We start from the raw sequence: 21,780 nt of genomic DNA, 5'->3' as shown, positions 1-21,780 counted from the left end.
CGCCTGCCGCATTGAAGATGGCTGTTAGGAATGCCGCAAGGCAGTTTTAAATGAGCGCCGAAACGTGAATAATCGTGCTGCGACTGTCACGTTATTGCCGGTAGCGCTACCGTTCGCATGATTTGGGTGCCGGTAAGTGATAATTGATTAATGGCCGCTGCTATACTTATCGATTATGATGCTAGTAAGATTGGCTTTGGATGGAATCGATGCAGCTTGAGCCCGAACCGAGGATTTTAATTGAAAGCCTAAGAGATATTGGGTATTCGTTTAATAGTGCACTAGCTGATATTGTTGACAATTCTATTACCGCGAGGGCAAGGAATATCCCAATCCTTGCTATTCCTTCTGATGACTTCAGAATTGCAATCATTGATGACGGTGAGGGGCTTGGCAGAGATGAGTTAATGCATGCCATGAGGCTCGGTAGCACTGATCCGAGGTGCAAGCGGAATTTGAACGATCTCGGGCGTTTTGGTCTCGGGTTAAAAACCGCTTCATTTTCACAATGCAGAAGGCTGACGGTTGTGTCAAAGAAAAACGGTGAAGTGAATGCCTTCACGTGGGATCTCGATCTTGTTGCCAGTGAAAACAAATGGACAGTTTTGGAACAGAAAAGAACGGACTCCATTCCGTTTATTGGAGAGATGAACGAGACGGGTACGCTTGTTCTATGGGAAAAACTTGATCGTCTAACCGGGGTAAATGGATCCGGAAAAGCCAATTACGACAGAATTATAAGTGAGGCTCAAGATTACCTCTCTCTTGTATTTCATCGTTACTTAGCGGGAGAACGTGGGCTCAAGCGCATTAAGGTCAATGTGAATAATCGCACGCTTGACCCCATCGATCCATTTAATGTTAGCAATCAGGCGACGCAACCATCGCCTGTCGAAAATGTTTGTCCCGGCGTTACGATGCAGGCGTTTACTCTTCCGCATAGGTCAAATTATGCTTCAGATGCAGAGTATGAAAAGTTTGCTCTTCCTGGCGGTTACTTAAAGAATCAGGGAGTCTTTCTCTATCGCGCGAAGCGCTTGATACTGCATGGAACTTGGTTTGGGATTGCCAAGAAAACCGCTCTCACCCAGTTGTGCCGCGTGAAGATTGATATTGATGTTAACCAAGATGAAGCATGGAAAATTGACGTTAAGAAAGTGTCCGCTCAGCTTCCGGAAGAAGTAAGGGCGAGTATCAAACAATTGATTGCTCATATTGGTGCGCCTTCAAAAAGAGTTTATCGTCGTCGCGGCGCTAGGTTAACGAGGCCTGAGGTATATCCGGCTTGGAATGCGATAAAAACTGGAGACAAGACCCTTTATTGCATTAATCGCAAAAACCCAATTCTTGATAGCTTCAATTCATCTCTTGATGATGATCAGAGGGCTGCTTTCAAGACTGTTCTTTCGCTGGTCGAATCGTCATTCCCAACGGAATCTCTTTTTTACGAACTGTCGAACAACGAAGGGTCAGTTTGCTTTGAGGAGATGAAAGACGATGACTTTTGTAATGCTGTTCTCACTTTCTTTGGCTCATTAAAACAAATGGGGAAGGATGAGGATGACATCCTCTCCACTATGAGGTCAGTTGACTTGTTCGCCACACGTTGGAATGAAGTACTTGCCATTTTGGGAATCGAGGAGTGCTAAATGGACGCCACACTAGAGCAGTTCATCAATTACATTGACAACTCCGCCAGAGATAAACTAGAGAACGATGACGGCGTTCCCGAAGAGGCGGATGTTGCGGATACCTATTCGCAGTTCTACACTGCATTCGCCGGAATTTTCCCTGTATCTAAACAATGCGACAAGGATGATATCGTCCGTAGGCTTGTTGAGAAGTATTGTAGCGAGCTTACGATTAAGAAAAAGCTTGGCTTTGAGTTTAAGGATGAGGATAGCCATCCCTGGTTGAGTGAAGCAGAAGACTCGATCGAATGGTTCTACTGGAATCGCTATAGGCGATACTTGGTGCGCGATAAGAAATGGGCGCCCGCCGCGGTTAAGTCGATAGATAGGGACAGTCGCAACATCCTTGACTTAATGGCCGATCCTTTAGAGTGCGGCTCTTTTACAAGACGCGGCCTCGTAGTCGCATCCGTTCAATCGGGAAAAACTGCAAATTATATTGGGCTGATATCCCGCGCCGCCGACGCGGGATATCGAATCATTATCGTCATGGCCGGCGTGCATAATGTCCTGCGAAATCAGACGCAAGCTCGTCTTGAAGATGGTTTTACAGGTTTTAACATTGAGAACAGCACAGTCGAACCGGTTGGCGTTGGCAAGGGGAGTCAAGCCCGACGACCAATTGCCTGTACCTCGAGAGAAGCAGACTTTAGTACAGAACGAGCTAAGGCTTTAAGGTGCATCCAGCCGACGCAAACAAACGAACCTTTTTTGTTTGTTGTTAAGAAGAATAGTAAGTCTCTCCAGCAGGTAATTGAATGGCTGGATGCCAGCAATAGCCAGGATCAACCTCTGTTGCTCATTGACGATGAAGCGGATAATGCTTCGATTAACGGAAAATACAAGCTCGAAAAGCGAGAGAATGAACCGACCAAAATCAATGGGCAGATAAGAAACCTGCTTAACCTATTCAATAAGGCCTGCTATGTTGGCTACACTGCTACGCCATTTGCTAACGTTTTGATCGACCCTAGCGTTGACAGCGATGAGTATGGCAAGGACCTTTTCCCGAGCAACTTTATTTATACGCTTGAGGAGTCCTCTGACTACTTCGGTGCCAAAAAGGTATTCGGAGATTACGACGAGCCTACTCACAAGCACTTGCGTTTCATTGACGATGCGGACGATGTCCTTCCTGCAAAACATAAAAGTAGCTTTGAGCCCTTTATGCTTCCCCTTAGTCTAAAGGCGGCAATTCGTACTTTTGTATTGGCGACGACGATAAAGACACTTCGTTTTGGCACTAATTTCCATTCAACGATGATGGTCAATGTATCTCCCTATAAGAAACCGCAGAATTGCATGCGGAATCTAGTTGAGGATTACCTTAACGACCTGAATACGGCGGCGAAATCCTATGGGGCCTTAAACCCGGAGGAGGCGCTTGAGGCTTCTCCGCACCTAAAGGATTTGAAAGCTACTTGGGAGCTGGAATATGCAGGCTGCGGTTTTGGCTGGAGCGAAATACAGCCACGTCTCTACGACCCGGATTATCATGTTCTGAGCATCAATACAGACTCAGGAGATGCTCTGGACTATGAGAACAGGAACGAGCGAGTTATCGCGGTTGGCGGATATAGGCTTTCTCGTGGTTTAACCCTTGAAGGGTTAACGGTCTCTTACTATTCGCGAAACGCCAGAGCATATGATGCGCTGATGCAGATGGCTCGTTGGTTTGGATATAGGCCTCAGTATGAGGATCTTTGTCGTGTATGGATGACCGACGAGGCGGCGGGCTGGTACAAATACGTTGCCGATTCGACGGAGAATCTGTTCGATCAACTAAGGAGCATGCGCCAAGTTAAGCGCACTCCAAAGAATTACGTTTTGAAAATACGCCAGAGCCCTGATGCCCTGACCGTTACCGCGAGAAATAAGATGGGTGCCGGGCAAAAGGAAAAGGCCCCCATCGATTTAAACGAGGGATTCGTTGAAACGATTGCATTTGACAGGGACGCGGAGATAGTTGCCGATAACGAGGCGGCATGCAGGGACCTTCTTAGCGCAATAAAGGGGTATGCGGACTTCAAAGACGGGGGCTCTTATAGATATCTTTATAAGGGGGTTCCGGTCAAGTTTGTTACCGCTTTTCTAGAAGCCTATGAAAATGAAGATGGCCTTTCGCCAAAGTCTCAAAAAGCTCCAATCCTAAGCTACGTCAACGAACGGCTGCTTGATGGCGAGCTGAAGGAATGGGACGTTCTCTTGGCACATGGCTCTCGATCAAATGATCCAATCGATTTGCCTGTTGATGGAACGGTCAGCATGGAGCAAAGATATCCCGGTAGCGCTTCGAACAATGATGTCGTTGTTGTCGGAGAGAAACATCGTTTATCCAGTCGTGGAGTTGAGGCCGCTGGCTTAAGTGCGGAAGAAAGGAAAATGGCGGAAGAACGATATGCTGCAGACCATAGCGGCGACAAGGCGAAAAACTGTTCTGATCTCTATTATCGTCAAATAAGGAGGCGGCCATTGCTGGTTTTGCATCCGATTTGCATGCGATTTGGAGAAATCAAAATTAAAGAAAAGAAGGAGGCCGGAAAAGAAGCTCCTTCCTGGTGGAAGAGCTGGGATGCTCAGGAATGCGTTTTCGGCTGGAGCATCAGTTTTCCGCACACCGATAAGCAAACGCGACCAGTCACTTACGTTTTTAATTCTGTGGCACTGGAGAACATGATGCCGGAACCCGAAGATAGCGATGATGATTATGAAGACGACTAGCGATAATCCGTGGGAAGAGCTGCCTAGATCGCGTGGAAGGGGCGACTACAACACGAGAATGGTCGCACCCGATGTCAATCCCGATGCAAAAAGGATTTATTGGGCAAAGGGGCGCTCTAATCACCCTGCTTTTCTTGTCGAATATGACAGCAGCGAGACGGGGGCACCGGAGCCTCCCAAGTTTAAGAACATCTCTATTCGAGACATTGAATCGGAGCGCTCCATACTGCTTGAGCTCCAAGACCAGGAAATGAAAGCCCAATTTCTCCGCTTATGTCTTGATATTGCCGACTCGGTGCAGAAAGCCCCCACCGTTGCGATGAGGAAGATGACCTTCATGAGGCTCGAGAAATGGGCTTCGTTTCTCAGGCCCGGGCGTGGTCCCCTCACAGCCGAGCAACAAAAAGGGCTTATCGGCGAGCTGCTTTTTCTTAAACGGGTTTCCGCTGCCATTTACGAGCCGTCGAATGCCTTGAGTGGCTGGACAGGGCCAGAACGCTCTAAGCGCGATTTCGGTTACGGGCAGATTTTCGTCGAGGTGAAAAGCAAACGAGGGTCGTCGAATTCGGAAATTGGAATATCGTCAGAAGAGCAATTGAACACCAACGAAAGTGAAAGGCTCTTCTTATATGTCGTTGAGTTGAACAGCGCTACGGATGAAGATAAAGCGGCATTCAGCCTTACCGATGTCGTCAACGATGTTCAAATGCTCTTCGACAGCCCATTGGATTTGGCGCACTTTCAGGAGAAGCTGTCGGATGCCGGGTATTTTCCGGAAGACGATTATTCCCACACCTTGTGGAGCGAGGGCGTAACTGAAACATATGAAGTTAAGGATGGATTTCCGCGAATCGTTTCCAGTTCGTGTCCGCCTGGAGTTAAGGCTGTTACATATAAAATCGACCTTGGCTACTGCTCTGATTACGAAGTTGATCAGAGCGCAATTACCCAAGCATTGAGGTGAATTAGATGACAGATTCCACTTCGTTTCAGGAGGAACTGTTTCAAGAGGTCAAGAATAAGGCGGACTCAGAGGGAGTCTATAAGAACGATGCGTTCTTTGACCTCATCACTGATTATCTTTGCGATGCGGGAGAATTCGATGAGGCCATCCCCGCCTTCTGTCAGAGAACTGGAATAAGGGTTGATGGCTACTGTGGCGATCCTTTTGAGTCAAGCAGAAAAGTCCTTGGCCTCATTGTCCTCGACTTCAACCAAGATACTGGCTTGCTGACATTAACGAATTCTGAAATGGAGGCAGATTTTCGGCGGCTTGAGAAATTCGTAACCAAAGCATTGGATTCTCAATTTAGGGAATCTCTTGAGCCGACGGATCCGGGGTTTGGGCTCGCCGATTTAATTCACGCTCGCTGGAACGAAATCGAGCGAGTTAATCTGTATCTTCTTTCAAACAAAAAACTTAGCCAAAGGGTTTCGGGTAAAGAGACGGGGAGTGTCCTTGGCAAAGAGGTTGTTTACAACGTCTGGGATCTTGAACGGATAGGTAATCTTATTGAATCGGGTCGTGAGCGGGAGAGACTGCTCATTGACTTTAACGAATTGCCGACGGGTCCGATTCGGGCCCTTCTCGCAAGCTCTCCGAAAGACAAGAACAAGGTTTACCTTGCTGCGATACCGGGTGTCGATTTGGCGCGCATCTACGATCGTTGGGGAGCGCGACTTCTTGAGCAAAACGTCCGTGTATTTCTTCAGGCGAGAAGCAATGTCAACAAGGGTATAAAGCGTACTCTCGAGAATGAGCCCGAGCTTTTCTTCTCGTTCAATAACGGTATCACGGCGACCGCAGAGAGCGTTACAACGGAGAGCGGGGAAGACGGGCTTTTAATTGACCGTCTAGAAAACCTGCAGATAGTTAACGGTGGCCAGACAACCGCATCGGTTTATGCCGCATATAAGGCTGGTAAAAGTTTGGACCGCGTGTTTGTCCAAATGAAGCTTAGTGTTGTCAGCCCGGAAGAGGCTCTCGAACTGGTGCCTAGGATCTCTGAATATGCAAACAGCCAGAATAAGGTTTCTTCAGCCGACTTCTTTGCAAACCACCCTTATCACGTGAGGATCGAAGAGTTCTCGCAAAGGATACTTGCTCCCATGCGGGCAGATAGCTTCACGCAAACCAAATGGTTCTACGAGCGGGCAAGAGGCTCATATCGAGATAAGCAAGCTTATCTTACGCCTGCGCAGAAGCGTAAATTTGTTGCTGAGTTTCCTAAAACGCAGACTTTTACGAAAACGGATTTGGCAAAATATCTCATGGTCTGGACGAATAAGGCCTACTTGGTCAATCGCGGTGCCCAGAAGAACTTCTCTGAATTTGCTCGGCTAATTAAAGACTCCTGGGATAAGGATGAGAGTCAGTTCAATGAGACTTATTTCAAATATTTGATTGCCAAGAAAATTATATTCGATCGCACAGGCAAGATTGTGCAGGCGCGTGATTGGTGGGAAACCGGCAGCTATCGCTCGCAGCATGTAGTCCTTGCGGTGGGAGTGCTTTCAAATGCAGTTTCCGCTTTAGGAAAAGCCGTTAACTTTCTTGGCATTTGGAATCAACAATCGTTGTCGCCAGCGTTTGAGAGGGCGCTTGGGCAAGCATCTGACGCTGCGCATGATGTATTGATGCATCCCGCGACGGGCTATCGAAACATTTCTGAATGGGCAAAACAACAGAAATGCTGGGAGGCTATCAAGTTAAAAAAGGTTGATTGGGACAAAGAGTGGCTTGGCGAGCTTATTGACCTCGATGAGGAGAAAGACATTCAGCGAGAGGGCTCCCGTAACCAGAAAACGCTGAATGGGATTGAAGCTCAGACGGCGGTTTGCGAGATGGGAAGCGGATTTTGGCAAAATGTTCTTAACTGGTGCCTTGCAGAGGGCGAGGGAACTGAGAAGGAACGGGGTATTTTGCAGTATGCATGTGCCTTGCCAAACAAAGTGCCCTCCGAGAGCCAGTCCGTTGTACTTATTAACATGATGAAGCGGCTGCACAGAGTCGGCTGTCCTTACCGTGTTAAGAGCAGTCAGTATCGTCTGTAAGATTCTCGTAAAACCCGTGGGCTTCTTTTCCAAGTGCCTTTGCGACTACCGCCGCTATCTGCTGGGCAAGTAGCGGCGGCACCGCGTTACCCACCTGAGTGTACTGAGACGTTCTGTTGCCTTCGAACAGATAGTCATCTGGGAAGGTTTGAAGTCTTGCGGCCTCTCTCACGGTAAGGCTCCTGCATTGCGACGGATCCGGATGGATGTAATAGTGTCCGTCCTTGGCGATATGCGAGGTGATGGTCGTAGAGGGTCTTCCCCATACTTGCACACGAAAACGGTCGTTGAATTTATAGTTACCAGTCGTTTTTGCTGCCTGGACGTTCTTATGATTGGGAAGCAATGACTCGGGGAATTCTTCAAGGCGTGCGGGCGTACCGTATTTTTCTGCATATGCCGCACAAAAGAGATAACGGTCAAGATCGCTCGCCAAGTGAGAGCGAGACTCATGATTTGTGAGGACCTTGCTATTTCCGAGCCTTCCTCTATACCATTCTTCATATCGATTGTGGACGGGATCAACTTTGTGCTTTGCGGTTAACTTTGGCGCGTAGCGTGAAATTACCCTATCAAGGATGTCTGTAAGATCGTTGCATTCGCCATTGTCTTTCAACTCTTTTGCCGCTGAGTTTATGTACTCTGCCCAGTTCATATCGCGCCAGTTTTCGTTGCGTTCAGAGAATCCGCTTCGCAGTTTAGGCAGCCCACGAAGGGCTGACCCAAGAGTGCAAACATGCTTTTTGGTTAGCGTGCTCGGTTCGATTCCGGTGTCATTTTTAATACCAAGGAGAATGACCCTGTGGCGCATCTGGGGGATTCCATACTGTTCGGCTTTGACAACGTAATCTTTTGGATTATGGGGGTCATCAGTGACGAGGGAATGGATAGTGTATCCCGCCTCTTCCATATCTTTGCATATGCGGTTAAAAACGCCATGGCCCTCGTGCTTTGCAGAAAGAAGTCCTTTGACGTTTTCCATAACGAAGACATCCGGCTTTAGCTCGTTGATAAACGAGAGGTAGCAACGGTAGAGGGTGTGCTTCGGGTCCTCTTCGAATGTAATGTCATGCTTGCGCCGCGATCTGCCCACCAACGAATATGCTTGGCACGGAGGTCCGCCAATAAGGACTAGCGGACCCCTATCACGGTCTTCAAACCATCTTGTCACGCGTTCGGCGCCGAGTTTAACCAAGCGGTCGTCTCCATCGACGAGCTCGTCGCATAAAGCTTCTTCGCAAGCAGCCTGCCATTCTTTTGGGCGGTAGCGGATAAGTTGGTCGAAGGTCTCATTGTCATGCTTTTTCATGTATCTGAGATAAACTCTCGGCAATGTTCCGTCCGGTTCTGCAATTTTGCGCAGATATGAACGAAGCCTCAGGGTCTGATGAGCCTGCTTGTCACGTTCAATGGACATGATTGTTTGGAACACGGGCTTGTTCTCAGCGTCTCGAAGTGATGAGAAGCCTTCCCCAAGGCCTCCCGGGCCCGCGAATAAGTCAATAACGGGAATCACTGCTAACCCTCTCCAAACAGAAACTTCTAGATATCCAGGCTACCAGGATGAAAGTCAAACGTCCAGGAGTGTCTCGCTATGTAAATAAACTTTCTATTTATAGCAGTTGCGGGAAACTCGATAAGTGCAGGCGGCGCGCCAGCATTTGAGTTTCTGCTCAAAGATGGCCCAGATCGCTTCCTGTCAAACGGGCATCTTATGGGCATTCCAAAAATGCGGGAATGAAATTGTTCAACGCACTCTTGAACGATTCGCCTCATACCATTGTTCTGCGCCTTGACGCTGCTTTGACTGAGCCCGACTTATAATGGCTCTGATGTAATTCTGCAGGTTCTTGTTGCTACGTGACAAGAACTTGCAAAATTCGCAAGTTCTTGTCATTCTGTGAGAAAAACTTGCAGATTGGGGCGAGCGATGGATAAACGGATGGTTCCCAGAAATCGATATCTCGAGAAGTTAATCGCCTTCCGTGACACGGATGTCATCAAGGTCGTAACGGGTATGCGCCGTTGTGGCAAATCGACGCTTCTGGACATGATGCGCAAACATCTGGAGGATAACGGCGTTCCATCCGAATGTCTTTTGACCTTTAAGATGGAGTCATTTGAGCTGGAGGGCGTGCGTGATTGGCGAGAGCTTTACCGCCACGTGGACGGCCTAATGCCTGCGGGCAAGAGGTGCTATCTCTTCTTCGACGAGCTTCAGGAGGTTGCCGGATGGGAGAAGGCGATTAACGCACTTCGTGTCGACCGGGACTGCGATATATATGTTACGGGTTCGAATGCTTTTCTCCTCTCGTCAGAGATCGCGACCTTAATCTCGGGCAGGTATGTCGAGATTCGGATGCACCCGCTCGCTTTTTCGGAATATGTCGACTTTCTTGGTCCGACTGACGTCACGAATAGGCTCGCTGTTTTTGGTCGGGAGGATATTGTTGCACTCGACGATCTTCTTGACCGATATCTGACGTTTGGAGGCCTGCCGTTTCTCGCTGCTTCAAAGCTGCCGGAGCAGGAAATGAAGGACTATATCTGGAGCACGTACCAAACAATCGTCGGGCGCGACATTTTGGCTCGCGAGGCGCGTCGGGGTAGACGGTCGGTGACGAGCAGGAGTGTGCTCGACCGCGTCACTTCCTACTTGGCTGATAACATTTCAAACCCGACATCAATTAATAAGATCGTTGGAACGCTGGCAGAGAACGGGGCGAAATCCTCGCACGGCGTCGTGGACACTTGTGTGTCCGCCCTTGAGGAGACCTATATCTTTTCGCACGCGCGCCGATTTGATATTAAGGGTCGGGACATTTTGAAGACCGGCGGCAAGTTTTACATTGAGGATCTGGGACTTCGAGCCTTCTTGGATGGGTATCGCGGCAGCGACAGCGGACGTGTTCTCGAAAATGCCGTTTACAATCGCCTTGTCTATGACGGATACCAGGTCTTCACGGGTCATCTTCGAGATGCCGAAATCGACTTTGTTGCGATAGGCGACGGCTCGGATCGTAAGTTTATTCAGGTCACAGAGTCGATTGACGAGGAGGCGACGCGTAAGCGCGAGCTGCGTCCATTTGAGCTCAGGTCGCTCGAGAAGATTACCGGCGGTTACGAGAAGATCGTCGTCGTTCGTCAGGGGAGCCATCCGACCGACATCGACGGCATCAAAATCGTTTCTGCAGTCGATTTCTTAATGGGTAGGCTTGGGGCTTAGTGCGTTTGGAGCGCGTCTGTTTCCTATGCCTAGCGACATTGCCACAGCTCGTGACGCCGCCGGCTTCTTCCTTTCCGTCGGGCGGCACCAACTCAGCTGATCCGTTGGGGATGGAGGAAAGCGGACCATTTTCGGCGCGCCGCAGGTGATACGAATCCTGCGGCGCGCTGTTATTTGAGCGAGGGCTTTCAGCTGTGTCCGCGTGGCGTGGGACACTTAACCTGCCGTCCTGCTCTGCCGCGACGGCACGTACCTGAACAACGACCCTCTAAGGAGCTCGAAATCGATGAGTGACAACACCAAGCATCTCGCAAAGAAATGCGTCAAGGACGCGGGGCCGTGTCTCACGCTGTGCCTTGCCGGTGCAGCGGTCGCGCTGCTGGCTGTTTTGGGGCCATTTGACGTGCTTCGAAGCGCCAGCTCTCTACACGTTTGCATGGCTCTTGCCGGCGCCATGATGACCGGCGGCGTGCTCGATCTAGCTTTTTGGGTGTTTGACCCGTTTGGATGGAAGAACGAAGGGTAAGCCCTAAGGGATGGATGCCCCGCAGCGTTAGGAGGTCCCCGTGATCTGGTTTACCAGCGATACACACTTTGGACACGAGAACATGCTGCGTCTCGCCGACAGGCCTTGGTCGAATGTTGCGCAGATGAACGACGCCATGGTCGCGAGCATTAATAGCAAAGTCGCTGCGGACGACGAGCTTTACATTTTGGGCGACTTCAGCTTTAAGATGACGGTCCAAGAGGCCTACGAGTTGCGTAAAAGCATCGTATGTAAGCACGTCCACCTGCTACCCGGCAACCACGACAAAGACTGGACGCAGCCTGCCGTAGCGGATGCTTTTATCGTCGAGCCGCCCATTTGCGTGCTCAAAATCGATCGGCAGAAAATCGTGCTGAGCCACTATCCCATGGTCGACTGGCAGGGCATGTCGCACGGCAGCTGGCATCTGCACGGGCATATCCATAGCTGCGGCGGCGCGTATAACAAGTTCAACCTTCGGCAGGGGCTGCTGCGCTATGACGTGGGCGTGGACGCCAACGGTTACGCCCCGGTAAGTTTGGATGAGCTCAAGTTATGGTTTGCGCAGGTAGACGAGCTGGTGCAGTGCGTTAAGTGGCCGTGGTGGGTCAACGTTACGGACGATGAACAGGTCGAGCGCGATCTCGAAGCCTATAAGAGGGAAGTGGTGATCCGATGACGGTCTATGTGACGGGCGATATTCACGGCGGCCTCGACATGCAAAAGCTGCGCGATTGGGACCTTGGGGATAGCCTGACGAGCGACGACTATCTGATTGTCGCGGGCGACTTTGGCTTTCCCTGGGATTTCTCTGCCGAGGAATGTGCCGACATCGCTTGGCTGGAGTCGCGCCCCTATACCGTGCTGTTCGTCGACGGCAACCACGAGCGTTTCGATCACTGGGCGGAGCGTCCCATGGAGCTGTGGCACGGTGGGCTGACGCAGCGTCTGTCGGATACCTCCCCCATACGGCGCCTGACGCGCGGCGAGGTTTTTGAGCTCGACGGCTCAACGATCTTTACCATGGGCGGCGCCACGAGCGTGGACAAAGGATACCGCATTCCCTATTCCAGCTGGTGGCCGCAGGAACTGCCGGACGAGCGCAACTTTGAGGAGGCGCGGGCAAAGCTCGACAGCGTGGGTTGGAAGGTCGACTACGTGGTCACCCACACCTGCCCTACGCGCATGCTTTCGCCCACGCTTTATCCGGCACCCGGCTGGAATTACCCCGCCGTTGATCGGCTTACGGCATTTTTCGATGAGCTGGAAGACCGCTTGGATTACAAGTGCTGGTATTACGGGCATTTCCATCGGGATGCCAACCCGGCCGAGCGCCATACCGTGCTCTACGACTGCATCGTTCGCCTGGGCGACGAACTCCAGCCCTGGGATGTTGCGTAGGGGTGGAGTGAGCGGCTACTCGGCCGTTACAGTGATGTTCTCCCGGTGTGCGCGGATAACGTCCCAGCTAAAGTGCTCGACCAGTTGCTCGGCAGAGCGCGGCGTGGTGTCCGGCACGATGCCTGTTTGCCCGGCGAGCCATCCCAACAGTGCCTCGGGTGTGCCAAAGCGGGTGCGGAGCTCGCTCAGGTCCAGATCGCGATCGCGCTTGGAAAGGCGGCGGCCGTCCGGCGACATGAGCAGCGGAATGTGCGCGTAGCGCGGTGTGGGCAGTCCCAGCAGATGTTGCAGATAGATCTGGCGCGGCGTGGAACCAAGCAGGTCGCATCCGCGCACGACCTCGGTGACGCCCATGGCAGCGTCGTCGACCACCACGGCCAGCTGATAGGCAAAAACGCCGTCGCTGCGGCGCACCAAAAAGTCGCCGCACTCGGTGGCGAGTGCCTCGCATTGGGCTCCGTACGTGCGGTCAACGAATTCGATCACGTCTTCCGCGAGGTCATCTACGGTGGGCACGCGCAGGCGCGTGGCCGGAGCGCGCAGGGCACTGCGGTGGGCAACCTCCTCGGCAGAAAGGCCTCGGCAGGCGCCGCGGTAGATGGGCGTGCCGTCGCTGGCGTGCGGCGCGCTTGCGGTGTGGAGCTCGGCACGCGTGCAAAAGCAGGGATAGGTGAGGCCGGCGTCTTGCAGCTGGTGCAGGGCGTCCTCGTACAAGTCCAGGCGATCGTGCTGGTAGTAGGGGCCTTCGTCCCACTCGAGACCCAGCCAGGCCAGGTCGTCGATCAACTGGGCCGCAAGTTCGGGACGCTTGCAGCGATCGTCCAGGTCCTCGATGCGCAACACGATACTGCCGCCCTGGCTGCGGGCCGAAAGCCACGCACACAGGCAGCTGAACACGTTGCCCAGGTGCATGCGGCCCGAGGGCGACGGGGCAAAGCGGCCCGCGACGGGCGCGGGAGCGGCCGCTGCTGGTGCGCCCGCGGCGTGTGTCGCTATGTTGCATGCGTTGATATCCATGCGGACGAGTATAGCGCGGGGTGAGGTGAGGGGGCGTCGTCGATGCTCGCGAGTTGCCGAGGCTGCGTGTTGTGCGCGGCGGGCACCGACTCAACACCTCGATTACCGCCCCAAGCTCAGCCCCTTCAACCCCTCAAACGACAGAAACCCCGGCAGCTCTTCGCAACTGCCGGGGTTTCCGCGGAAAAGGGGGACATGATCCTCAAGCGAACGGCAAAGGGGCAAACCGTTTTCGCTCAACTGCTTTATGCCCCTCGCTCGCCGGCTTAATCGGCTCACGCCGCGCCCACACAAAGCCGCTACACCTGTGACGGAGCTATGAAGTGGTATCTATTGCCGGAGCGGGCTATGCCAAGGAGTGTCCCAGATTGCCGGCAGATAAGGAACGTCCCCAGGTGCCGGCCGCGGGCGTGACTTTCGTCCCGTTTGATACTCCGCTGACCTAGATGTTCGTCACATGAACCCGCAAACGTGGGACAATGACGCTACTGGTATCACAGACAAAGGATGTGCCTATGAACGCCCCCGTTGCCAAGACCTGTCGGCAGCGCTGCCCGTTTGCGCGATTTGCTTCCATTTGCGCGCTCGTCGCGTGCGCGCTGCTGCTGTTGCCCGCCGTTGCACGTGCCGACGGGTATTCCATGACCCAAACCTACATCAGTGCCACGGTCGAGGCCGATGGATCGCTGACCGTTGTCGAGGGACGCCAGTTTGATTTCGACGACGACATCAACGGCGTGTTTTGGGAGATCAATACGGGCTCCAACCAGCAGGGCGGCACGGCGGGCGTCGACGTGCTGAGTGTCGAGGAAGAGGACACCGCGTTTAACAAAGTCGATAGCGCGAACAAGGGCGACTCTGGCGTCTACACGGTCGAGCAGACCGGTGACGGCGTAAGGATTAAGGTGTTCAGCCCTCACGAGAGCGGCGACAGCGCAATCTACTACGTGAGCTACACCATGACCGGTGCGGTTATGAACTGGGCCGATACCGCCGAGCTCTACTGGAAGTTCGTGGGTGACGGCTGGTCTGCGGATTCCGATGACGTCGAGATGGAAGTGTGCTTCGCGAATGCCGCTGCCGGGACGGCGGCCGTCAAGGGCGATAACTTCCGCGCATGGGGCCATGGTCCGCTGACGGGCGACGTGTCGCTCGATGAGGACGAGCCCATGGTCACCTATACCATTCCCTGCGTGCACCAGGGCGAATTCGCCGAGGCACGCATCGCCTTCCCTAGCGACTGGGTGCCGCAGCTTGCCGCTTCGGGCGAAGAGCGCATGTCAACGATCCTGAGCGAAGAGAAGGAATGGGCCGACGAAGCTAACGCCCGCCGTGAGCACGCGCGTGCGGTTGCCAGCGCGATTGCCGTGGTGTGTGTTGTTGTGGCGGTTGCCTATACCGGTGTAATCGTGATGCTCAAGCTGCGCAGGCCCAAGCCCAAGCCGCTCTTCCAGGACGAGTACTTCCGCGATGTGCCCTCCGCCGATCATCCCGCGGTGCTTGCAACTCTTATGAGCTGGAACGACGTGCCCGATCAGGCATATATCGCCACGCTGATGAAGCTGACCGACGACCGCGTGATCAAGCTGGAAGAAGCGACCGAGACCAAGAAGAAGGGTCTGCTCCGTCGCGAAAAAGAGGAGCAGACGTATCGCATCACAGTGACCGACGAGGCCTGGAAGGCTGCCAAGAAGGACGGCATCGATCGCGACGTGCTCAAGGTCTTCTTCGCTGGCGTTAAGCCCGATAAAGACGGCGTCCGTTCGCGCACGTTTAGCGAGCTGGAGGAGTATGCCAGCGAGCGTACTGAATCTGTTGGCGACAAGCTCGAGGACTATCAGAGCACGGTTAAGGGCAAGCTGGAGGAGTGCGAGTTTATCGCATCGGATGGCACTATCGCGATGGTGGCCGGCCTGGTTCTCGGCATCATCATTGTCTTTGGCATTTTGGGCTCTCTGTTCTATACCGACTTTGCGGACGCCAACGTCGGTGCCGCTATGATTTCGATCCCCGTCACGATCGTGGGCTTTGTCCTGAGCTGCACCTTCCGCCGTTACACGCCGGAGGGCGCCGAGGTGGCGGCTCGCTGCAAGGCGCTCAAGCATTGGCTCGAGGATTTCACACGCCTAAAGGAAGCCGTTCCGGGCGATCTGGTGCTGTGGAACAAGCTGCTGGTGATGGGCGTTGCCCTAGGCGTTTCGAAAGAAGTGCTGCGACAGCTGGCCGAGGCCGTGCCTGCGGACCTGCGCAACAGCGACGATTTCTACGACAACTACCCCTGCTACTGGTGGTATTACCATCACTACGGCAACGAGTCTCCGCTCGATTCGTTCAACGATGTGTATCACGAGACCATCCGCGAGTTGGCTTCGAGCTCCGATAGCTCGAGTGGCGGCGGTGGTGGCGGCTTCTCGGGCGGCGGAGGCGGCGGCGTCGGCGGAGGCGGCGGCGGAACGTTCTAACGGTCGTAAATTATGGGATGGGCTTTTCTCGACAGCCGTCGGGGAAAGCCCATCCCCTTTTTACGCGCTACCTACGAAGACTGTCCCCAGCGACTAGTCATTTAAGAACGTCCCCAATGACTAGGTGTGGTTGCTGCCAAGGGGTGTCCCGGAGTGCCGGCACAAGAGGAACGTCCCTAACTGCCGGGTTTAGGCTGTTAGGTCGAGTTCGTAGAGAAAGCTTTCGCGCGGCATGGCGTGGCGGCGCTCTTCGCGGTTGGCGCGGTGCGTGGCCGTGCGCTTAAAGCCGTGCAGCTCGTAGAACTTCCACGAGCAGTTGGAGTCGGTGTACAGGTGCGCCCTCGTCGCTCCAAGTGAGGACAGGTGCGAGACTGCGGCATCGAGCAGAACCGTGCCAACGCCCAGGCCATGGACATCGCGATCCACGGCAAGCAGCGTGACCTCGTTGTCGTGCGGCAACGGGCTGCTCTCGAGCAGACGGTTGTTGGTTCGGATGGTTGCGCGTACAAACGAGAGATACTCGGCGCAGGCATCGGGCTCCAGCTCACGCATCTGCGATAGCAGCGCGCGTTCGGTATCCATCCAGTGTTCCTTAACGGCGCCGGAGCTCTGTCCCGCACGCGCGAGCGAAATGCCACGCGCCTGACCGTCAATCACCGCAACCTGCGAAAACGTCGACGACGAAAGGCAGTAGGCAAGGTCGCACGCGGCCTCGAGGCGGTTGTACTCATCGTTATCCGAATTGTTATGCCAAAGCTGCTGCAGAATCAGCGCGATGGCGTCGAAGTCTTCGGTATCAAACGGTCGGTAGAGAACCCGCGAGACCATGGTGCCTCTTTCTTTTGCGGATGCATATCGAGCACAGTTCTACCACGCCATTGGCATCTAATTATGGTGCCCCTGTGTTCCATGAACTCACCGTGCCCGGTGCCGTGCCCATCCCCCCGCTCGCAAACTTTTTCCGCACAGCCGTGCGTTGCGGGATGCAACGTCGCGCTCGATGCGCTACATTGAATCAGTATTTTCAATGCCGCTGCGCGAGCGCTGCAGATCGACGTATCACCGACTCACAGAGCACGGCGGCGTATCAGACAGGAGGACTGCATGGGATCTGATGTGAAGATCGCACGCGCGTTGATCTCGGTTACCGATAAGACGGGTGTCGTCGATTTCGCACGGACGCTGGTCGATGACTTTGGCGTCGAGATCATCTCTACGGGCGGCACGGCTCGTGCCATCGAGGACGCGGGCGTTCCCGTAACCCCCATCGAGGAGTTCACGGGTTATCCCGAGATGATGGACGGCCGCGTTAAGACCCTGCACCCCAAGGTTCACGGCGCGCTGCTGGCCCGCCGCGATTCCGAGCAGCACATGCAGGAGGCCGCCCAGCACGGCATTAAGCTGATCGACCTGGTCGTCGTCAACCTGTACGAGTTCGAGAAGACCGTCGCCAACCCCGAGGTCACCTTTGCGGATGCCATCGAGCACATCGACATCGGTGGCCCCTCCATGTTGCGCTCTGCCGCCAAGAACGCCGCGAGCGTTACCGTCATCTCCGACCCGGCCGACTATGATGCCGTCCTGGCCGAGATGCGCGAGACCGGTGGCTGCACCACGCTTTCCACCCGTCGTCGCCTGCAGGTGAAGGTCTACCAGACTACCGCCGCCTACGACACGGCTATCTCCCGTTGGCTTGCCGCCCAGGCAAGCGACGTGGCGGACACCTCTGCCAAGCTCGAGATCTCGTTGGAGAAGGTCGACGACCTGCGCTATGGTGAGAATCCTCAGCAGAAGGCTACGGTCTACCGCTTTGCCGAGGGCTGCGAGAACACCGCGAGCTCGCAGTTCCCGCTCGTGGGCTCCGAGCAGATTCAAGGCAAGCCGCTCAGCTACAACAACTATCTGGACGCCGATGCCGCTTGGAACCTGGTGCGCGAGTTCGACGAGCCGGCCTGCGTGATCCTCAAGCATCAGAACCCCTGCGGCTCCGCCGTTGCCGAGGACATCACGGCTGCTTACGACCGCGCCTTTGCCTGCGATCCCAAGAGCGCCTTCGGCGGCATCATCGCCTGCAACCGCGAGGTCCCCTTTGAGCTGGTTGAGCACTTTGCCGATCAGAACAAGCAGTTCGTCGAGGTTATCATCGCCCCGAGCTACACCGCCGAGGCGCTCGAGCGCATGGCCAAGCGCCCCAACCTGCGCGTGCTGGCTACCGGCGGCGTGGACCACGGCGCCAAGGTGGAGCTGCGCTCCATCGACGGCGGCATGCTGGTGCAGGAGGTCGACCACGTGATCGAGGACCCCGCGACCTTTACGTTCCCCACCGACCGCAAGCCCACCGATGCCGAGATGGCCGAGCTCGAGTTTGCCTGGAAGGTCTGCAAGGGCGTCAAGTCCAACGCCATCCTGGTCTCCAAGGGCAAGGCCGGCATTGGCATGGGCCCCGGTCAGCCCAACCGCGTTGACTCTGCGCTGCTTGCCTGCGAGCGCGCCGAGGACTTCTGCGAGCGCGAGGGCGTGGAGAAGGGCGGCTTTGCCTGCGCAAGCGACGCGTTCTTCCCGTTCCGCGACAACGTCGACGTGCTTGCCGCACACGGCGTGACCTGCATCATCCAGCCCGGCGGCTCCAAGCGCGATGACGAGAGCATCCAGGCCTGCAACGAGCATGGTATTGCGATGGTCTTCACGGGCCCCCGCCACTTCCGCCATTAAGTAGGGAGGTGGCGCTGCGGCTTGCCCAGCCACCGCACCTTGCCGTTCATTCGTCGCTCGCGTACCCAAGTACGCGTCGCTCCTCTTTCACGGCAATCTGCGGCACCTGGGCAACCCTCGCCGACCTGTTAGGTTGACTGGGGAGGATGGGATGTTATCTCGTCCCTTGGACTGGCCTCGCTTCTAAAATAATCTCTGCAAAAGACGGCCGCTCCGTTTGGAGGGCCGTCTTTTTGGTATAAGAGGACGGAATGACTAACACGAAAGGTATGACCATGCCCCAGATTGATGATGCCGAGCTGTTTGGCAATGCCGAGGATCAGCGTGCGTACGAGGACTTTTGCGCCAATCAGGAGGCGGTCGAGAAGTTTACGCTCGACAAGCCCGCGCTTATCTGCCGTTGGCGCATGTCCAACAAAAAGGTGCCCATGCTCAACCGCCACATCCGTGCGCTATCCGAGCGCCTGGTGCAGGGCGAGCCGCTTACCCATAACATGCTCAGCTGGGCCAAGCAGCACGTTGAGTGGTCGCTTGCCGAAGGCGACTACACCGCACGCGACGGCGTGCTCATGCTGGTGATCGACATCAACGGCAACGCCGCCATGACGGTGGGGGAGTACGAGCCGCTCGCCGATACGTCGGCCAAGGCGCTGCGTGCCCGCTCTGCCGAGGCCCGCTCCGAGGCTGACGAAACTGGTGTGGCGCCCGAGCTGCTCGCCGCCGTCAACAACGGCGAGCTCGCCTTTGTGGCGCCGGCGGACGAGTTCCTGTGCGGCACGGCGACGCTCATCGAGCAGCTGGCCCAGACCAAGGGCATCTCGGTCACGCGCGTAGACATTCCCGCGCAGCTCAAGGGCGCTTTGTTTCTGGTGAGCGACGAGCACGGCGTGGTTCCCGCTGCCGATGCCGACGCCGCCGAGTCCGATGCAGCGACGGTCGCCTTTTTTGCCGACGGCTACGAAAAGCTCCGCGCCCGCCGCTAAATGATTTTTCTGGGACGGGGATTTTATAATCATTTGATCCCCGCACCCGTTGCGAGCGAGGGCGAGTCGGACCTTTCGTTCGCGAACAGTTCTGTCACCTTGTTGCCGCGCGAGGCGCGTGCCGGCGACTTCGCGGCGATAATGGCTGTAAGGCAACTAAGAGGGGAACGGAATCCATGGCGCTGATCTATATCGTTGAGGACGACGAGCCCATTCGTCGCGAGCTTGCCGACATCCTTGCCCGTGCCGGTTTTGAGGTCGAGGCCTGCGAATCGTTTGAGCACGTCTCGCGCGATATTCTCGCTGCCGCGCCCGACCTGGTGCTGCTCGACCTCACGCTTCCTGTCAAAGACGGCCAGCACATCTGTCATGAGGTCCGTCGCGAATCCGAGGTCCCCATCATCGTTCTCACGTCGCGCACGACCGAGATCGACGAGGTCATGGCTATGACGCTCGGCGCGGACGACTTTGTTCCCAAGCCCTACAGCGCGCGCGTGCTCGTGGCGCGCATCAACGCACTGCTGCGTCGCACCGCGGCGGCGGGCGAGCGCGGCACGCTCGTCCACAAGGGGCTGGAGCTCGATCTCGCTCGCTCCATGGTCACCAATACGCAAACCGGTACCAGCACCGAGCTCACCAAAAACGAACTGCGTATCCTCTCGCTGCTTCTGAGCCGTGCGGGCAAGATCGTTTCGCGCTCGGCCATCATGCAGGACCTGTGGGACTCCGACGCCTTCGTGGACGACAACACGCTCACCGTCAACATCAACCGCCTGCGTACTACGCTCGAAAAAATCGGCATCAAGGGGTATTTGACAACGCACCGCGGCCAAGGCTATTCGGTCTAGGGGTCGGCTATGTCGTTTGGCAAATTCTTTAAAGATGCGCTGCTTCCCGTCGCCGTGTGGGCGTGCGGCGTGCTGCTGAGCTGCTTTGTGCTGACGGTCGCCGGTGCTTCGACATCTATTGTGGTCGTGGCGGTCGGCGTGTCCTTTATCTTTGGTATGCTCGGCATCGTGATCGAGTACGCGCGCCGTCGTCGTTTTCTGCGCCAGCTGGAGCGTGCGGCAGAGGAGCTGGAGAGCCCCGTATGGGTGCAGGAGATGGTGCAATGCCCGACCTATGCCGAGGGCGAGCTCGAGTACGAGGTCTTGCGCCGGGTGGGCAAAGCTGCCTGCGGCGAGGTTGCCGAAGGCCGGCGTCAGACCGATGACTATCGCGACTATATCGAGAGCTGGGTCCATGAGGCCAAGCTGCCCCTGGCGGCGGCCCATCTAATTTTGGAAAACCTGGACGGCAGCGAAGACGACCTGTCGCGTGTGGATGACCTGGGCCGTGAGCTGGCTCGCGTGGAACGCTATATCGACCAAGCGCTGTACTATGCGCGCTCGGAAGTCGTGGAGCGCGATTACCTGATTCGCCGCTGGGATCTCAAGACCTTGGTGACGGGTGCGATTAAGGCCAACGCGCGCGAACTCATTGCAGCGCACGTGGCTCCGGTGTGCGAAAACCTCGACTTCGAGGTCTTTACCGACGAGAAGTGGCTGGAGTTCATCTTAGGTCAGCTCATCCAGAACAGCATTAAATATGCGCGCGAGGACGGCGCGAAGATCGTGTTTTCGGGCGCGTTGCTGGACGAGGGCCTGGCGAGTGAGCGCATTGAGCTTACCGTTGCCGACAACGGCTGTGGCGTGAGCGCGGCCGACCTGCCGCGCGCGTTCGAGAAGGGCTTTACCGGCGACAACGGCCGCACCACCAAGCGTGCAACGGGCATCGGCCTCTACCTGGTGGCGCGTCTGTGCTCCAAGATGGGCATCGACGTCACCGCAGCATCCAACTCCGGCGAAGGCTTCGTCGTAACATTCGCGTTTTCAACGAATAAGTTTCAATATTTCGAGTAACGCACGCGGCAGACGTCCGCCCAAACAAAAACGCGCAGCCCAAACAAAACGTGCCGCCCCAAACGGGGCGGCACGCCATCTTTTAT

Annotated in this window: 16 protein-coding genes; 13 read left to right on the top strand and 3 right to left on the bottom strand. The window is 55.3% G+C overall.

The features are described 5' to 3' along the window. Positions 1 to 200: 200 nt before the first annotated feature. From DXC99_RS08910 to DXC99_RS08895, 4 genes are read left to right on the top strand one after another with little or no spacing between them, the layout of a single operon-like run. Positions 201 to 1,649 carry an ATP-binding protein gene (locus DXC99_RS08910; protein WP_117629957.1) on the top strand — a complete coding sequence of 483 codons (1,449 nt, stop codon included), beginning with the start codon at positions 201 to 203 and terminating at the stop codon, positions 1,647 to 1,649. Then, a complete protein-coding gene (locus DXC99_RS08905; protein WP_117629956.1) occupies positions 1,650 to 4,412 on the top strand; it encodes a Z1 domain-containing protein in 2,763 nt (920 codons plus the stop codon). Next, the gene (locus DXC99_RS08900; RefSeq protein WP_117629955.1) at positions 4,390 to 5,376 is read left to right on the top strand and encodes a PD-(D/E)XK motif protein; all 987 of its coding nucleotides are present in this window, start codon (positions 4,390 to 4,392) and stop codon (positions 5,374 to 5,376) included. Before DXC99_RS08905 ends, DXC99_RS08900 begins: the two co-directional genes overlap by 23 nt. Before the next feature lie 5 nt (positions 5,377 to 5,381). Then, on the top strand, positions 5,382 to 7,466 hold the full coding sequence (locus DXC99_RS08895; protein WP_117629954.1) for an AIPR family protein: 2,085 nt from the start codon (positions 5,382 to 5,384) through the stop codon (positions 7,464 to 7,466). Here the strand turns inward: DXC99_RS08895 and DXC99_RS08890 are convergent. Further along, positions 7,441 to 8,982, bottom strand: a complete 1,542-nt coding sequence (locus DXC99_RS08890) for a DNA cytosine methyltransferase (RefSeq protein ID WP_117629953.1) — start codon at positions 8,980 to 8,982, stop codon at positions 7,441 to 7,443. The genes DXC99_RS08895 and DXC99_RS08890 overlap by 26 nt on opposite strands. A gap of 414 nt (positions 8,983 to 9,396) precedes the next feature. Here DXC99_RS08890 and DXC99_RS08885 point away from each other — a divergent pair, with 414 nt between their 5' ends. From DXC99_RS08885 to DXC99_RS08870, 4 genes are all read left to right on the top strand, one after another. Further along, positions 9,397 to 10,692, top strand: coding sequence for an ATP-binding protein (locus tag DXC99_RS08885; RefSeq protein ID WP_233505714.1), 1,296 nt, complete (start codon positions 9,397 to 9,399; stop codon positions 10,690 to 10,692). Between the two features lie 286 nt (positions 10,693 to 10,978). Then, positions 10,979 to 11,218 carry a hypothetical protein gene (locus DXC99_RS08880; RefSeq protein ID WP_117583597.1) on the top strand — a complete coding sequence of 80 codons (240 nt, stop codon included), beginning with the start codon at positions 10,979 to 10,981 and terminating at the stop codon, positions 11,216 to 11,218. Between the two features lie 40 nt (positions 11,219 to 11,258). After that, positions 11,259 to 11,897 carry a metallophosphoesterase gene (locus tag DXC99_RS08875; protein WP_117629951.1) on the top strand — a complete coding sequence of 213 codons (639 nt, stop codon included), beginning with the start codon at positions 11,259 to 11,261 and terminating at the stop codon, positions 11,895 to 11,897. Further along, the gene (locus DXC99_RS08870; RefSeq protein ID WP_117629950.1) at positions 11,894 to 12,619 is read left to right on the top strand and encodes a metallophosphoesterase; all 726 of its coding nucleotides are present in this window, start codon (positions 11,894 to 11,896) and stop codon (positions 12,617 to 12,619) included. The genes DXC99_RS08875 and DXC99_RS08870 overlap by 4 nt, the downstream gene beginning before the upstream one ends. A gap of 15 nt (positions 12,620 to 12,634) precedes the next feature. Here the strand turns inward: DXC99_RS08870 and gluQRS are convergent, their stop codons facing one another. Beyond that, positions 12,635 to 13,636 carry a tRNA glutamyl-Q(34) synthetase GluQRS gene (gene gluQRS / locus DXC99_RS08865; RefSeq protein WP_117629949.1) on the bottom strand — a complete coding sequence of 334 codons (1,002 nt, stop codon included), beginning with the start codon at positions 13,634 to 13,636 and terminating at the stop codon, positions 12,635 to 12,637. A gap of 515 nt (positions 13,637 to 14,151) precedes the next feature. On the opposite strand from gluQRS, the gene DXC99_RS08860 reads away from it, so the two are divergent. Further along, positions 14,152 to 16,098 carry a DUF2207 domain-containing protein gene (locus tag DXC99_RS08860; RefSeq protein WP_158551691.1) on the top strand — a complete coding sequence of 649 codons (1,947 nt, stop codon included), beginning with the start codon at positions 14,152 to 14,154 and terminating at the stop codon, positions 16,096 to 16,098. Positions 16,099 to 16,287: 189 nt separating this feature from the next. On the opposite strand, the gene DXC99_RS08855 is transcribed toward DXC99_RS08860, so the two are convergent. After that, positions 16,288 to 16,926 (bottom strand): GNAT family N-acetyltransferase, encoded by a 639-nt coding sequence (locus tag DXC99_RS08855; RefSeq protein ID WP_117629947.1) that lies wholly within the window; start codon positions 16,924 to 16,926, stop codon positions 16,288 to 16,290. Between the two features lie 276 nt (positions 16,927 to 17,202). On the opposite strand from DXC99_RS08855, the gene purH reads away from it, so the two are divergent. From purH to DXC99_RS08835, 4 genes are all read left to right on the top strand, one after another. Next, positions 17,203 to 18,810: a bifunctional phosphoribosylaminoimidazolecarboxamide formyltransferase/IMP cyclohydrolase gene (purH, locus tag DXC99_RS08850; RefSeq protein WP_117629946.1), complete on the top strand. Its 1,608-nt coding sequence runs from the start codon at positions 17,203 to 17,205 to the stop codon at positions 18,808 to 18,810. 251 nt (positions 18,811 to 19,061) lie between these two features. Continuing rightward, positions 19,062 to 19,793 carry a hypothetical protein gene (locus DXC99_RS08845; protein ID WP_117629945.1) on the top strand — a complete coding sequence of 244 codons (732 nt, stop codon included), beginning with the start codon at positions 19,062 to 19,064 and terminating at the stop codon, positions 19,791 to 19,793. Between the two features lie 176 nt (positions 19,794 to 19,969). Next, on the top strand, positions 19,970 to 20,641 hold the full coding sequence (locus DXC99_RS08840; RefSeq protein WP_117629944.1) for a response regulator transcription factor: 672 nt from the start codon (positions 19,970 to 19,972) through the stop codon (positions 20,639 to 20,641). A 9-nt stretch (positions 20,642 to 20,650) separates the two neighbouring features. Continuing rightward, entirely contained in the window at positions 20,651 to 21,694 is a 1,044-nt protein-coding gene (locus DXC99_RS08835; RefSeq protein ID WP_117629943.1) for a sensor histidine kinase, read from the top strand. Positions 21,695 to 21,780: the final 86 nt, after the last annotated feature.

The organism is Collinsella sp. TF10-11AT (genome assembly GCF_003437565.1).
Taxonomy (GTDB): Bacteria; Actinomycetota; Coriobacteriia; order Coriobacteriales; family Coriobacteriaceae; genus Collinsella.
This window is presented reverse-complemented; position numbering and strand designations above follow the sequence as displayed.